Origin of the sequence: Bradyrhizobium sp. DOA1, from assembly GCF_001593325.1 — a bacterium.
Lineage (GTDB): Bacteria > Pseudomonadota > Alphaproteobacteria > Rhizobiales > Xanthobacteraceae > Bradyrhizobium.
This window is the reverse complement of the sequence record NZ_JXJM01000001.1, coordinates 5,206,745-5,221,204: the sequence shown is the minus strand read 5'-3', so window position 1 is coordinate 5,221,204 and position 14,460 is coordinate 5,206,745. Positions and strand designations below refer to the sequence as shown.

The window sequence follows — 14,460 nt, the reverse complement described above, 5'->3', positions numbered from 1 at the left end:
CGCGCCGCGATCCTCGCCACCGCCAAGGGCGCCCGCGAGATCGCCGATCGCGCCGCCGCGATCCGCGCGGCGATCGAGGATTTGCAGGAGGGCGACGCGCTGCTCATCGCCGGCAAGGGCCACGAGACCGGGCAGATCGTCGGCGGCCAGACGCTGTCCTTCAGTGATCACGAGGCGGTCGCCGCCGCACTAGCATCGAGGGTTGCATGAGCGCGCCGATTTGGACGGTTGCCGAGGTGGCGCGCGCGCTGGGTGTTGTCGGAACATTCCCGGATACGCCCATCGATTTCATCACCCAGGACAGCCGCCTGGTGAAGCCGGGCAGCTTGTTCGTCGCGCTGAGCGGCACGCCGAGCGGCGGCTTCGTCTCGGCCTTCGCCAGCGCGCGTGACGGCTGGGAGTTCGCGGACAAGGCGGAAGCCTCTGGTGCGGTCGCGATGATCGTGCCGCACGAGATCGCAGGCATCCGCATTCCGCAGATCGTCGTGAAGGACACGCTGATCGACGGCCTCTGGGGTCTTGCGCGCGCCGCACGCGCGCGCTTTCGCGGTCCGGTGATCGGGCTGACCGGCAGCGCCGGCAAGACCAGCACCAAGGAATTTCTGGCGGCTTACCCCAACGCCTATGCCAGCCCGTCGAGCTTCAACAATTTCTGGGGCGTGCCGCTGACGCTGTGCAATGCCCGGCCTGACGCCAGTCTCTGGGTCGTCGAGATGGGCATGAACCAGAAAGGCGAGATCGCGCGGCTCAGCGAGTTGACGCAGCCGACGGTGGCGCTGGTCGTCAACGTCCAGCCGGTCCATCTGGAAAAGCTCGGCTCGCTCGAAGCCATCAGGCGCGAGAAGGTATCGATCGCGCTTGGCCTACCCGAGGACGGCGTGCTGGTGCTGCCTGCCGGGCTCAAGGCGTCGGAATGGAAGGGCAAGGTGGTGCGCTTCGGCGAGCATGCCGAGGTGCACGAGGTCGCGCATGCGCCGCATGGCGAGAGCTGGCAGGTCGTGGCCATGATCGGCAAGAAGGAGATCGCCTTCAGCCTGACGCCGGGCGCGCCGCACCGCGTGCAGAATGCGCTGGCTGCGCTCGCCGCGATCCGCGCGGCGAACCTCGATGCGGCGACGCTCGCGATCAAGCTCGACCGCGTCGGCATCATGACCGGCCGCGGGGTCGAGCAGGCGGTCGGCGGCGTCACCGTCATCGACGACAGTTTCAACGGCAATCCGGCCAGCGTCGCTGCCGCGTTGCAAAGCCTGCAGGCGCGCAACATGACCGGCGGCCGGCGGATTGCGGTGCTCGGCGATATGCTGGAGCTGGGCGCTGACGCACCGACCTACCACACCGCCCTTGCCAAGCATCTCGACGGCATCGACGGCGTCTATTGCGTCGGGCCTCTGATGCGCCACCTCTTCGACCTGCTGCCGGCGGGCAAGGCGCTCGGCTGGCATGATGATCCCGCCACGCTGAAGCCGAGCGAGGTTGCGGGCCTGCTGAAGGCAGGCGACGTCGTGGTTGTCAAGGGCAGCAAGAAGATGTTCTGGGTCAACAAGTTTGTGCCGGGTCTGGTGGCCGCCTTGCAGGCAAAGGCGTAAACTGCTTGGAAGGCGTCGTTCCCGAATCCCATCCGTTGCGGCGCGAAGCCGTTCGTTTCCCTGAGGTCGCGTCCGACCGATGATGAAGACCAGCGAATGCGCGTGAGACACGTCGAGCCTGGGAATAGACCAAGGCCGCCTGTACGAAGCGCCATAGGACCGTCTGAATGTTTTACTGGCTGATCGAGCTCTCCAACACAATTCCGGGCTTCGGTGCGTTTCGCACGTTCCTGAACGTCTTCCGCTACATCACCTTCCGCACCGGCGGCGCCGTCGTCACCGGCGCGCTGTTCGTGTTCCTGTTCGGGCCCTGGATCATCGATCATCTGCGTATCCGGCAGGGCAAGGGCCAACCGATTCGCACCGACGGTCCGCAATCGCACCTCGCCAAGAAGGGTACGCCCACTATGGGCGGCTTGATGATCCTGTCCGGCCTCACCGTCGGCACCGTGCTGTGGGCCAACCCGCTCAACCCCTATGTCTGGATCGTGCTGGCGGTGACGCTCGGCTTCGGCTTCGTCGGTTTCTATGACGACTACCTCAAGGTGACCAAGCAGACCACGACCGGGTTCGGCAGCAAGCTTCGCCTGCTGATCGAGGCGGTGATCGCGCTGGTCGCTTGCTACGCCCTGGTGCGGCTGAACCGCGATCCCGCCTCGACCGCGCTGACGGTTCCATTCCTGAAGGACACGGTGCTGCATTTCGGCTGGTTCTTCGTCGTCTTCGGTGCCTTCGTCATCGTCGGCGCCGGCAATGCGGTGAACCTCACCGATGGTCTCGACGGCCTCGCCATCGTGCCCGTGATGATCGCGACCGCGAGCTTTGCGATGATCGCCTATCTCGCCGGTAACGCGGTCTTCGCCGAATATCTCCAGATCAAGTATGTCGCCGGCACCGGCGAGCTCGCGGTGCTCTGCGGCGCGCTTCTGGGCGCCGGCCTCGGCTTCCTCTGGTTCAACGCGCCGCCGGCCTCGATCTTCATGGGCGACACCGGCTCGCTCGCGCTCGGCGGCATGCTCGGCGCCATCGCGGTCGCGGTGAAGCACGAGATCGTGCTCGCGGTGATCGGCGGCCTGTTCGTGCTGGAGGCGGTCTCGGTCATCGTACAGGTGGTGTCGTTCAAGCTCACGGGCAAGCGCATCTTCCGCATGGCGCCGATCCATCACCATTTCGAGCAGCTCGGCTGGACCGAGCCGCAGATCGTGATCCGCTTCTGGATCATCTCGGTGATGCTGGCGCTTGCCGGCCTGTCGACGCTGAAGCTGCGGTGATCGATCGATGATCCCCGTCACGTCCTTCGCCGACAAGACCGTCGCGGTGTTCGGTCTCGGCGGTTCGGGTCTCGCCTCCTGCCACGCGCTCAAGGCCGGTGGCGCCGAGGTGATCGCGGCCGACGATAATGCCGACAACGTCACCAAGGCCGCGCAGGCCGGTTTCATCACCGCGGATTTGCGCAACCTCACCTGGACGAATTTCGCGGCGCTGGTGCTCGCGCCCGGCGTGCCGCTGACCCATCCGATGCCGCATTGGAGCGTGCTGAAGGCGCGCGAAGCGGGGGTCGAAGTGATTGGCGACATCGAGCTGTTCTGCCGCGAGCGGCGCCGCCACGCACCGGATGCGCCGTTCGTCGCCATCACCGGCACCAACGGGAAGTCGACAACGACGGCTCTGATCGCGCACCTGACGAAAGTCGCGGGCTACGACACCCAGATGGGCGGCAATATCGGCACCGCCATCCTGTCGCTGGAACCGCCGCGCATGGGCCGCGTCCACGTCATCGAGATGTCGTCCTACCAGATCGATCTCACGCCCTCGCTCGATCCCTCCGTCGGTATTTTGCTCAACGTCAGCGAAGATCACATCGACCGCCATGGCACGATCGCGCACTACGCCGCGGTGAAGGAGCGGCTCGTCGCCGGCGTGCAGGCGGGCGGCACCGCGATCGTCGGCGTCGACGTCAGGTTTTGCCGCGACATCGCCGATCGGCTCGACCGTGCCGGCAAGAACGTGGATCGCATCTCGGTGAAGAATCCGCTGGCGAGCGGCATCTATGTCGAGCATGGCAATATCGTGCGTGCATCGGGTGGGGCCCGCACCGAAGTCGCCGAACTCGCTGGCATCGGATCATTGCGCGGCCTGCACAACGCTCAGAACGCGGCGGCGGCATCTGCCGCCGCGCTCGCGATGGGCATCAGCCTCGATGTGCTCCAGAACGGCCTGCGCAGCTTTCCAGGCCTTGCGCACCGCATGGAGCAGGTCGGACGCCGCGGCAACGTGCTGTTCGTCAACGATTCCAAAGGCACCAACGCGGACGCCACCGCGCACGCGCTGTCGTCCTTTTCGGACATCTTCTGGATCGCCGGCGGCAAGCCCAAGGCGGGCGGCATCACTGGCCTGACCGGCTTCTTCCCACGCATCCGCAAGGCCTATCTGATCGGCGAGGCGGCGAAGGAATTTTCGGGCACGCTGGGCACGCAGGTGGCGCACGAGATCAGCCAGACGTTGGATGTCGCCGTCGATCATGCTGCACGCGATGCGGAAGCCGCAGGCCTCACCGACGCCGTCGTGCTGCTGTCGCCCGCCTGCGCCTCCTTCGACCAGTACCGCAACTTCGAAATCCGCGGCACAAGGTTCCGCGAGCTGGTGCAGGCGCTGCCGGGCGTGAAGCCGGTGGTGTAGGACAGGCCGCCGCTTCCTAGCTCCGATGTCGTCGCCCGGCTTGACCGGGCGACCCAGTATTCCAGAGACCGTGCTTGAGCCGATGAGCCGCAGCGTACTGGATGCCCCGGTCAAGCCGGGGCATGACAGTGTCTTTCGTGGAGGCAGCGGCGATCATCTCCATTCATCCGCGAATCCTTAACCCTGCGGTAACCAACCTCGGCGACCAATGGACGGACCTCTGTCCGAAAGCGGCCGCCCATGCTCTCCCGTGAAGAACGCACCCCCTTTTCCGAGTGGTGGTGGACCGTCGACAAGCCGCTGATGGGCGCCATCCTGGGGCTGATGCTGACCGGCGTGATCCTGTCGCTGGCGGCGAGCCCGCCGGTTGCGACCCGGATCGGGCTCGATCCCTTCCATTTCTTCAGCCGCCATGTGCTGTTCTTGTTGCCGTCCTGCATCGTGCTGCTCGGGGTCTCCTTCCTGTCGCCGCGCGCGATCCGCCGCTCGGCCCTGATCATCTTCGCGGCGAGCATCGTCCTGATCGTGCTCACCCTCGCCATCGGCCCGGAGGTGAAGGGCTCGCGGCGCTGGATCACGCTGCTCGGCGTCAACATCCAGGCCTCCGAAATCGCAAAGCCGTCCTTCGTCGTCATCGCCGCCTGGCTGTTCGCGGAATCGACCAAGCGGCCGGAGATGCCGGCGACCTCGATGGCCGTGGCGCTGCTCCTGATGCTGGTGGCCCTGCTGGTAATGGAGCCGGACTTCGGCCAGACCATGCTGATCCTGATGGTGTGGGGCTCGCTGTTCTTCATTGCGGGCATGCGCATGATCTGGGTGTTCGGTCTCGCAGGTCTCGGCGCCGCAGGCCTGTTCAGCGCCTATCTGTTCGTCCCGCACGTCGCAGGCCGTATCAAGCGTTTCATGAACCCGGCCTCCGGCGACACCTTCCAGGTCGATACCGCCATGGAAGCTTTCTACAATGGCGGCTGGTTCGGCCTCGGACCCGGCGAGGGCATTGCAAAACGCAGCCTGCCGGACAGCCATACCGACTTCGTGTTCGCGGTCGCGGCCGAAGAGTTCGGCATCATCCTGTGCCTGGCCATGCTGGCGCTGTTCACCTTCGTCGTGATGCGCACGCTGTCGCGCGCCTATGCCAATGAGGACATGTTCTCGCGCTTTGCGGCCTCGGGTCTTGCGATCCTGTTCGGCGTGCAGGCGGCGATCAACATGTCGGTCAACCTCCAGCTCATTCCCGCCAAGGGCATGACGCTGCCGTTCATTTCCTATGGCGGCTCATCGATCGTGTCGCTGGCCTATGGCGTCGGCATGATGCTGGCGCTGACGCGGCTGCGCCCGCGCACGGAGGTCGAGGCGAGCGGCCACGCCGAGGCGATGCGGAGTTACGCGTGACATGTCTCGTGTCCCGGACAAGCGCAGCGAAGCGGAGCGCAGAGCCGGGACCCAGAATGCCGCAAATCATGGACCCCGGTTCAGCAGCGCACCGCGCTGTGAAGGACAGTGCGCTGCGCTGCGCTCGGGGCATGCATCGTGGAGCCGGCTCGCAATGCCGAGAAAGTCCCTGTAGAACCCCACATCATGGACACGTCCCCCCTGATTCTTCTCGCCGCGGGCGGCACCGGCGGCCATCTGTTTCCGGCCGAGGCGCTCGGCGTCGAATTGATCCGGCGCGGCTTTCGCGTCCGCCTCGTCACCGACGAACGCGCGCTGCGCTATAGCGGACTGTTCAGCAAGGACATGATCGACGTCGTCAGCAGCGAGACCGCGCGCGGCCGCAATCCGCTCCAGCTTGCCTATGCCGGCCTCACGCTCGCCGCCGGCACGCTCTCGGCCTACGCTCTGATCAAGCGATTGAAGCCGGTTGCCGTCGTCGGTTTCGGCAGCTATCCGACGCTGCCGCCGCTGGTCGCGGCGAAATTCGCCGGCGTGCCCGGGATCATCCACGACGCCAACGCCGTGCTCGGCCGGGCCAACCGGTTCCTGTCGAGCCGCGTCCGTGCCATCGCGACGTCCTTGCCCGGCGTGCTCGACCGCGATCCGGCGCTGGCGGCGAAGACCACGACCGTCGGCACGCCGATGCGGCCGGCGATCCTCGCAGCCGCTGCGGTGAATTATGTCGCGCCGGAAGCGAACGGCCCGCTGCTGCTGCTCGTGGTCGGCGGCAGCCAGGGCGCGCGCATCATGGCCGACATCGTGCCCGGCGCGATCGAGCGGCTCGAGCCTGCGCTATGGAGCCGTCTCATCCTCACCCAGCAGGTGCGCGAAGAGGACATGAGCCGCGTGCGCGCGGTCTACGATAAGCTCAAGATCAAGGTCGAGCTTGCACCCTTCTTCACCGATTTGCCGGCGCGACTCGCCTCCAATCATCTCGTGGTGTCGCGCTCCGGCGCCGGCACGGTCGCCGAGCTCGCCGCGATCGGCCGGCCCTCGATCCTGGTGCCGCTGCCGGGCTCGATCGACCAGGACCAGTTCGCCAATGCCGGCGTGCTGGCCAAGGTCGACGGCGCCATCCGTATCCCGCAGACCGAGTTCACCTCCGATCGCCTCGCCTCGGAAATCTCTGCCTTCGCCGCCGAGCCTGTGCGCCTCGCCCGCATGGCCGAAGCCGCCCGCGGCGCCGGCCGGCTCGACGCGGCCGAGCGGCTGGCCGATCTCGTGATCAAAGTCGCGGGAATCTGACGGCTGTTCCGCCCCGGATGGCCAAAAAAGCCCCTTGTCATGCCCCGCGAAAGCGGGGCATCCAGTATCCGACGCAGCTGATTTGAATCTCTGGCGTCGCGGAGTACTGGATCGTCCGCCGTCGCGGACGATGACCCCGAGGAAACCACATGAGACTGCCGCGCGAGATCGGACCCATCCACTTCGTCGGGATCGGCGGGATCGGCATGAGCGGCATCGCCGAGGTGCTGGTCAATCTCGGCTATGCCGTGCAGGGCTCGGACGCCTCCGACAATTACAATCTCGACCGTCTGCGCAAGAAGGGTGCGAAGGTCTCGGTCGGCCACAAGGCCGAGAACGTCGATGGCGCCGAGGTCGTCGTGGTCTCCACCGCGATCAAGCGCGACAATCCGGAATTGATGGCGGCGCGCGAACGCCGCATCCCCGTGGTGCGGCGCGCCGAGATGCTGGCCGAGCTGATGCGGCTGAAGAGCTGCGTCGCCATCGCCGGCACCCACGGCAAGACCACGACCACCACGATGGTCGCCACGCTGCTCGATGCCGGCGGCCTCGATCCCACCGTGATCAATGGCGGCATCATCAATGCCTACGGGTCCAACGCGCGGTTAGGGGCCGGCGACTGGATGGTGGTGGAGGCCGACGAGAGCGACGGCACGTTCCTGAAGCTGCCGACCGATGTCGCGATCGTCACCAATGTCGACCCCGAGCATCTCGACCACTTCAAGACCTTCGACGCCGTGCAGGACGCGTTCCGCCATTTCGTCGAGAACCTGCCGTTCTACGGTTTTGCCGTGATGTGCATCGATCATCCCGTGGTGCAGAGCCTCGTCGGCAGGATCGAGGATCGCCGCATCATCACCTACGGCGAGAATCCGCAGGCCGATGCGCGGCTGGTCGATCTCACCGCGGGCGGCGGCGGCTCGAAGTTCAAGGTCGTGATCCGAGACCGCAAGAGCGGAGCCGTGCACGAGATCGCCGACCTCGCGCTGCCGATGCCGGGCCGGCACAATGCCTCGAACGCGACGGCGGCGATCGCGGTCGCGCACGAGCTCGGCGTGTCGGACGAGGCGATCCGAAAAGCGATGGCCGGCTTCGGCGGCGTCAAGCGGCGCTTCACAAAGACCGGCGAATGGAACGGCGTCACCGTGATCGACGATTACGGTCATCATCCCGTCGAGATCGCGGCGGTGCTGAAGGCGGCGCGCGATTCCTATACCGGCAAGGTGATCGCCGTGGTGCAGCCGCACCGCTACACCCGCCTGCAATCGCTGTTCGAGGAATTCTGCACCTGCTTCAACGATGCCGACGCGGTTGTGGTCGCCGACGTCTATGCCGCCGGCGAAGCGCCGATCGAAGGCATCGATCGCGATCATTTCGTCATGGGTCTGCGCGCCCATGGCCACCGTGAGGTGATCCCGCTGCCGGCAGCCTCGGAGCTTGCGGGCATCGTCCAGGGGGTGGCAAAGCCGGGCGATCTCGTCGTGTGCTTGGGGGCCGGCAACATCACGCAATGGGCGTATGCCTTGCCGGATCAATTGAAGGCGCTGGGGTAGGGCGGTGGGTTTTCCCGACATCACGCCTGACCTCAAAGCCGCCATGCCCGAGCTTCGCGGCCGGCTGCTCGCCAACCAGTCGCTGGCCGAGCTCACCTGGTTTCGCGTCGGCGGCCCGGCGCAGGTGCTGTTCACGCCCGCGGACGAGGACGATCTCGCCTATTTCCTCGCGCATCTTGCGCCCGACATCCCGGTCTACGTCGTCGGCGTCGGCTCCAACCTCATCGTGCGCGACGGCGGCATTGCGGGCGTGGTGATCCGGCTTGCGCCGCGCGCCTTCGGCGAGGCGGTCGCGAACGGCGATGTCGTCACCGCCGGCGCTGCGGCGCTCGACAAGCGCGTGGCTGAAGTGGCGGCCGGCGCCAATATCGGCGGGCTCGAATTCTACTTCGGCATTCCCGGCACGATCGGCGGCGCGCTGCGCATGAATGCCGGCGCCAATGGCGGTGAGACCAAGGACGTGCTGATCGAGGCGCGGGGCGTCGGGCGCGACGGCAGCAAGCACGTCTTCTCCAACGCCAACATGAAGTTCGTCTACCGCAACAGCGGCGTCGATCCCTCCATCATCTTCACCTCCGCGCGCTTTCGCGGCGAGATCCGGGACGCGGACGCGATCCGCGCGCGGATGGCGGAAGTTCAGAGCCACCGCGAGACCGCCCAGCCGATCCGCGAGAAGACCGGCGGCTCGACCTTCAAGAATCCGCCCGGCCATTCCGCCTGGAAGCTGGTCGACGCCGCCGGCTGCCGCGGCCTGCGCATCGGCGGCGCGCAGGTCTCGGAAATGCACTGCAATTTCCTGATCAACACGGGCGATGCTACCGCGCACGACATCGAGATGCTGGGCGAGACCGTGCGCGAGCGCGTGAAGGCGAATTCCGGAATTGAGCTACACTGGGAAATCAAGCGGATCGGGGTTTCATGATTCCCGTCATTCCGGGGCTCGCGACTCCGTCGCGCCCCGGAAATGACGAATGGAGAGATTGCGGACTATGAACATGCGCATCACCATCCTCTTCGGCGGCTCCAACCGGGAGCGTCTGGTTTCTGTCGCCTCAGCCCAGGCGCTGCATCAGGCATTGCCCGAGGCCGATCTGTGGTGGTGGGACGTCGAGGACAAGGTGCATGTGGTGCAGTCGAGGCAACTGCTCGACCATGCCCGTCCGTTCGAGGACGAGTTCAAGCCGGGTACGCGTGGCATTGCGCTGGAGCAGGCACTCGACCAGGCCAAGGCGGAAGGCCGCGTGCTGGTGCTCGGCCTGCATGGCGGGCGCGCCGAGAACGGCGAGTTGCAGGTGATGTGCGAGGCCCGCGGGGTGCCGTTCACCGGTTCAGGCTCGGCATCCTCGCATCTTGCCTTTGACAAGTTCGCTGCCAAGCATTTTGCCGCGCTCGGCGGCGTGACGCCGCCCGAAAATGTTGCGCTCGACAAGATCGACGAAGCCTTCGCCGAGTATGGCAGACTGATCGCAAAGCCGGCGCGCGACGGCTCGAGCTACGGCCTCATCTTCGTCAATGCCAAGCAGGATCTCGTCGCCGTGCGCAATGCCGCCAAGCACGAGGAGTACGTGATCGAGCCCTACATCGCCGGCGTGGAGGCGACCTGCGGCGTGCTGGAGCGCACCGACGGCTCGATCATCGCGCTGCCGCCGATCGAGATCATTCCCGGCGAGGGCAATTTCGACTACGCCGCAAAATATCTCCTGAAGTCGACCCAGGAGATCTGCCCCGGCCGCTTTGCGCCCGAGATCACGGCCGCGCTGAAGCAGCAGGCGATGGCGGCGCACCGCGCGATGTCCTGCACCGGCTATTCGCGGTCGGACTTCATCGTCTCGGACAAGGGCCTCGTCTATCTCGAAACCAACACGCTGCCCGGGCTGACGAAGTCGTCGCTCTACCCAAAGGCGCTGAAGGCCGAAGGCATCGCGTTCGTCGACTTCCTGCGCGGCCTGATCGAGCTCGCCGAGCGGCGGGTGCGGAAATAATTAGGACTGGTTAACGACCGGACGGTCGAAATGGCCCGGTTTGGGCACCAAAACCGGTAAAATGCCGGACATCGCGGCCTAAATGCCAGATTTCGCGGGGCAAAAAGCATCCCGCGTTAACGAATTTTACCTTTTGTTTACCAGGACGTCCGAAGGTTAACGCTGGCGGCGCATATGGCGTTTTGGCTGCCGGAGCGTGAGCTGTTTGCGGTGATGTCACCGCCAGCGAGCGTTTTGCAGGGGAGAGGCTTCATCTGCTGAAGACCAGCACCCGGCCCGGCAAGTCCCAGACGTCATGTTCGCCAGGTTCCGCGCGGTGTCGCGGACAAACTGTTGACGAGCTCGTGCAATGGATGGTGCAGGAAGCCTCACCCGGTCGTTTCTGAGATCGCTGAGGCCCCAAGCTGACCTGAAGGCGGCCGCTATCGGAGCGGTCGTGCTTCTGCGCGAGTGGATGCAGGACAAGCGCATCGAGGCGCGGGCCGCTGCCAACGATAAGATCAAGACCAGGGCCAAGGCGAAAGCCGTCATCGAGCGCGAGCCGCCGCCGCGCATGGTCGCGCTGGTCGAGCGCTATCTGCCGCACCGGGTCGGACTCAGCATGACCGTGCTGCTGCTGATCGGAAGCTGCGGCTTCGGCATCGTCAAGGGCGGCCATCTCCAGGATTTCATCACCGCGGTCAGCGATGCCCGCAACGCGCTGGCCAATTCGGCCGGCTTCCGCATCACCTCCGTCGTGATCAACGGCCGCAAGCAGCTGACCCAGGACGAGATCCTCGCCATCGGCGGCGTCAGCGGCCGCTCCTCGCTGTTGTTCCTCGACGCCGACGCGGTACGCGACAAGCTCAAGGCCAATCCCTGGATCGCCGATGCGACCGTGCTGAAGCTCTATCCGGGCCAGCTCATGATCGAGCTCACCGAGCGCAAGGCGTTTGCGCTGTGGCAAGAGGCCGGCCGGCTCTCCGTCATCGCCGACGACGGCGCCGTGCTCGAACCCTATGTCTCGCGCCGCTTCCTGTCGCTGCCGCTCGTGGTCGGCAAGGGCGCCGACACGCAGGCCCGCGATTTCCTCGCACTGCTGGCGCGCTATCCGCAGGTCAATTCGGTGACCAAGGCAGCGGTCTATGTCGGCGAGCGGCGCTGGAATCTGAGGCTCAAGGACGGTCTCGACATCCGCCTGCCGGAGCAGGACGTCGGCAACGCGCTTGCGATGCTGTCCAAGCTTGACAAGGAGGAAAGGCTGTTCTCCCGCGACATCGTCGCCGTCGACATGCGCCTGCCCGATCGCCTCGTGGTGCAGCTGTCCGAAGACGCCGGCAAGGCGCGCGAAGAGCAGTTCAAGGACAAGAAGAAAAAGAAGGCCGGGGATTCCGCATGACCGGTCTCGATCGCACCCAGACGCCGAAGACGCGCCCGATGCCGCACAAGCGCGGCGGCCTCGTCGCCTGCCTCGATATCGGCACCAGCAAGATCGCCTGCATGATCGCGCGGCTGAAGCCGTCGCCGCCGAGCGATGCGCTGCGCGGCCGCACCCACGCGGTGGAATTGATCGGTTACAGCCAGATCCAGTCGCGCGGCATGAAGGCCGGCGCGGTGATCGATCTCGGCGAATGCGAGCAGGCGGTGCGCCAGGCCGTCGGGCTCGCGGAGAAGATGGCCAAGGTTCGCGTCGAGTCCGTGCTGCTGTCGGTCTCCGGCGGCCGGCTGGCTGGCCAACTGGTCGAGGCCGCTGCCGACATCCGCGGCGGCGCCGTCACGCCCGCCGACGTCAGCCGCGTCACCTCCACCGGCATGCGCCACGCCACCGGCGAAGGCCGCACCGTGCTGCACGCGCTGCCGGTCGGCTACACGCTCGACGGCGTCAAGGGCATTCGCGATCCCCGCGGCATGGTCGCACACCAGTTCGGCGTCGACATGAACGTCGTCACCTGCGAAGCCACTGTGGCGCGGAACCTGATGCTGGCGGTCGAGCGCTGCCACATCAATGTCGAAGCCATGGCAGCGAGCCCTTACGTGGCCGGCCTCTCGGTGCTGACCGACGACGAGGCCGATCTCGGCGCCGCGGTCGTCGAGATGGGCGCCGGCACCACCACGATAGCCGTTTATTCAGGCGGCCGTTTCGTGCATGCGGCGGGTTTTGCGGTCGGCGGGCAACACATCACGATGGATCTTGCGCGCGGACTCTCCGCGACCATTGCCGATGCCGAGCGAATCAAGACGTTATACGGCACCGTCATCACCGGCGGATCGGACTCGCGTGAGCTGATGTCTGTGCCGACAGCCGGTGACGAGCAGGATCTGCCGCAGATCGTCTCCCGCGCCACCATCGCCAACATCGTCAAGCACCGTGCCGAGGAAGTCTTCGAAATGGTTCGGGACAAGCTGAAGGATTCGCCCTTCGCCGCAGAGCCCAACGGCCGCGTCGTGCTCTCGGGCGGCGCCTCGCAGCTGACCGGCCTGGTCGAGCTCGGCACCCAGATTCTCGGCCGGCCCGTGCGGGTCGGACGTCCGCTCGGCTTCGGCCGGCTGCCCAACGAGGCGAAGAACGCCGCGTTCGCGGTGCCGGCCGGACTTCTCGTCTACCCGCAATATGTTCACCTCGAACATGTCGAACCGCGGCATACGCGGCAGCAGGTCAGGACAGGGACCGGCGGTTATTTCGGAAAGGTCGGACGATGGCTACGCGAGGGCTTCTGATGACTGCTTTCCGCAATTATCGATTTTCACCAACTCCCGCGGCCACCGGCCGGGGCGAACCCACGCGCGCGTGACGAGAGGCAGCAACCATGACCATCAGCATCAACGTTCCTGATATTCACGAACTGAAGCCCCGGATCACCGTGTTCGGCGTCGGCGGTGCCGGCGGCAACGCCGTCAACAACATGATCACGGCGGGCCTGCAGGGTGTCGACTTCGTGGTCGCCAACACCGACGCGCAGGCGCTGACGATGTCGAAGGCGCAGCGCATCGTGCAGATGGGCACGGCGGTCACGCAGGGCCTCGGCGCCGGTTCGCAGCCGAACGTCGGCGCTGCGGCGGCGGAAGAGGTGATCGACGAGCTGCGCGACCATCTCTCCGGCGCCAACATGGTGTTCGTCACCGCCGGCATGGGCGGCGGCACCGGCACGGGCGCTGCGCCCGTCATCGCCAAGACCGCGCGCGACATGGGCATCCTCACCGTCGGCGTCGTCACCAAGCCCTTCCACTTCGAAGGCGGCCGCCGCATGCGCACCGCCGAAGCCGGCATCAACGAGCTTCACAAGGTGGTGGACACGCTCCTGATCATTCCGAACCAGAACCTGTTCCGGGTCGCGAATGAGAAGACCACCTTCGCCGACGCCTTCGCGATGGCCGACCAGGTGCTCTACTCGGGCGTTGCCTGCATCACCGACCTGATGGTCAAGGAAGGCCTCATCAACCTCGACTTCGCCGACGTCCGCGCCGTCATGCGTGAGATGGGCAAGGCGATGATGGGCACCGGCGAAGCCTCCGGCGACAAGCGCGCGCTGACCGCTGCCGAAGCTGCGATCGCCAATCCGCTGATCGACGACAGCTCGATGAAGGGCGCCAAGGGCCTCCTCATCTCGATCACCGGCGGCAAGGATCTCACTTTGTTCGAGGTCGACGAGGCCGCGACCCGCATCCGCGAGGAAGTCGACCAGGACGCCAACATCATCGTCGGCGCGACCTTCGACGAAGCGCTCGACGGCCTGATCCGCGTCTCGGTCGTTGCCACCGGCATCGAGCAGGCCGCGATCGCCCGCAACAGCCAGGCGACCTCCGCGCCCGTCGCGAACGCGGCTCCGCAGGTGCAGCAGGCTGCCCCGCCCGCCGCCGTTGCCGAGAGCCGTCTCGCCGACCTGACCGCCCGGCTCCGTGCCGACAATCAGCGCCTCGCTGAGCGTGCCCAGAAGCTGGAAGCGCAGGCTCCGGGGGCCGCGCCTGCTCCGGCCGCTGCCGCGCCGCGTCCCAACGTCGAGC

Annotated in this window: 11 protein-coding genes and 1 pseudogene; all 12 read left to right on the top strand. The window is 66.2% G+C overall.

Annotation, left to right across the window (positions count from 1 at the left end):
- Positions 1–210: pseudogene (locus SE91_RS24280) on the top strand (UDP-N-acetylmuramoyl-L-alanyl-D-glutamate--2,6-diaminopimelate ligase); the annotation flags it as partial.
- Entirely contained in the window at positions 207–1,586 is a 1,380-nt protein-coding gene (locus SE91_RS24275; RefSeq protein ID WP_061849400.1) for a UDP-N-acetylmuramoyl-tripeptide--D-alanyl-D-alanine ligase, read from the top strand. The pseudogene SE91_RS24280 and the gene SE91_RS24275, both read left to right, overlap by 4 nt.
- Positions 1,587–1,753: 167 nt before the next feature.
- The gene (gene mraY / locus SE91_RS24270) at positions 1,754–2,857 is read left to right on the top strand and encodes a phospho-N-acetylmuramoyl-pentapeptide-transferase (RefSeq protein WP_060735186.1); all 1,104 of its coding nucleotides are present in this window, start codon (positions 1,754–1,756) and stop codon (positions 2,855–2,857) included.
- A 7-nt stretch (positions 2,858–2,864) separates the two neighbouring features.
- On the top strand, positions 2,865–4,265 hold the full coding sequence (gene murD, locus SE91_RS24265) for a UDP-N-acetylmuramoyl-L-alanine--D-glutamate ligase (protein ID WP_061849399.1): 1,401 nt from the start codon (positions 2,865–2,867) through the stop codon (positions 4,263–4,265).
- Between the two features lie 240 nt (positions 4,266–4,505).
- Positions 4,506–5,657, top strand: coding sequence for a putative lipid II flippase FtsW (ftsW, locus tag SE91_RS24260; RefSeq protein ID WP_061849398.1), 1,152 nt, complete (start codon positions 4,506–4,508; stop codon positions 5,655–5,657).
- A 186-nt stretch (positions 5,658–5,843) separates the two neighbouring features.
- A complete protein-coding gene (gene murG, locus SE91_RS24255) occupies positions 5,844–6,944 on the top strand; it encodes an undecaprenyldiphospho-muramoylpentapeptide beta-N-acetylglucosaminyltransferase (protein ID WP_061849397.1) in 1,101 nt (366 codons plus the stop codon).
- A 149-nt stretch (positions 6,945–7,093) separates the two neighbouring features.
- Positions 7,094–8,497 carry a UDP-N-acetylmuramate--L-alanine ligase gene (gene murC, locus SE91_RS24250; protein WP_061849396.1) on the top strand — a complete coding sequence of 468 codons (1,404 nt, stop codon included), beginning with the start codon at positions 7,094–7,096 and terminating at the stop codon, positions 8,495–8,497.
- Between the two features lie 4 nt (positions 8,498–8,501).
- Positions 8,502–9,419: a UDP-N-acetylmuramate dehydrogenase gene (murB, locus tag SE91_RS24245; protein WP_061849395.1), complete on the top strand. Its 918-nt coding sequence runs from the start codon at positions 8,502–8,504 to the stop codon at positions 9,417–9,419.
- Between the two features lie 73 nt (positions 9,420–9,492).
- Positions 9,493–10,479, top strand: coding sequence for a D-alanine--D-alanine ligase family protein (locus SE91_RS24240; RefSeq protein WP_061851281.1), 987 nt, complete (start codon positions 9,493–9,495; stop codon positions 10,477–10,479).
- 349 nt (positions 10,480–10,828) lie between these two features.
- On the top strand, positions 10,829–11,857 hold the full coding sequence (locus SE91_RS24235) for a cell division protein FtsQ/DivIB (protein ID WP_061849394.1): 1,029 nt from the start codon (positions 10,829–10,831) through the stop codon (positions 11,855–11,857).
- Positions 11,854–13,176, top strand: coding sequence for a cell division protein FtsA (ftsA, locus tag SE91_RS24230; protein WP_008556393.1), 1,323 nt, complete (start codon positions 11,854–11,856; stop codon positions 13,174–13,176). Before SE91_RS24235 ends, ftsA begins: the two co-directional genes overlap by 4 nt.
- An 89-nt stretch (positions 13,177–13,265) precedes the next feature.
- The coding region (gene ftsZ / locus SE91_RS24225; RefSeq protein WP_061849393.1) for a cell division protein FtsZ at positions 13,266–14,460 on the top strand (1,195 nt) is incomplete at its 3' end.

Coding starts and splice junctions, on each gene's coding strand:
- SE91_RS24275 (WP_061849400.1), top strand. CDS start 207: ATGAGCGCGCCGATTTGGACGGTTGCCGAGGTGGCGCGCGCGCTGGGT.
- ftsW (WP_061849398.1), top strand. CDS start 4,506: ATGCTCTCCCGTGAAGAACGCACCCCCTTTTCCGAGTGGTGGTGGACC.
- murG (WP_061849397.1), top strand. CDS start 5,844: ATGGACACGTCCCCCCTGATTCTTCTCGCCGCGGGCGGCACCGGCGGC.
- ftsA (WP_008556393.1), top strand. CDS start 11,854: ATGACCGGTCTCGATCGCACCCAGACGCCGAAGACGCGCCCGATGCCG.
- murC (WP_061849396.1), top strand. CDS start 7,094: ATGAGACTGCCGCGCGAGATCGGACCCATCCACTTCGTCGGGATCGGC.
- murD (WP_061849399.1), top strand. CDS start 2,865: ATGATCCCCGTCACGTCCTTCGCCGACAAGACCGTCGCGGTGTTCGGT.
- SE91_RS24235 (WP_061849394.1), top strand. CDS start 10,829: ATGGATGGTGCAGGAAGCCTCACCCGGTCGTTTCTGAGATCGCTGAGG.
- SE91_RS24240 (WP_061851281.1), top strand. CDS start 9,493: ATGCGCATCACCATCCTCTTCGGCGGCTCCAACCGGGAGCGTCTGGTT.
- mraY (WP_060735186.1), top strand. CDS start 1,754: ATGTTTTACTGGCTGATCGAGCTCTCCAACACAATTCCGGGCTTCGGT.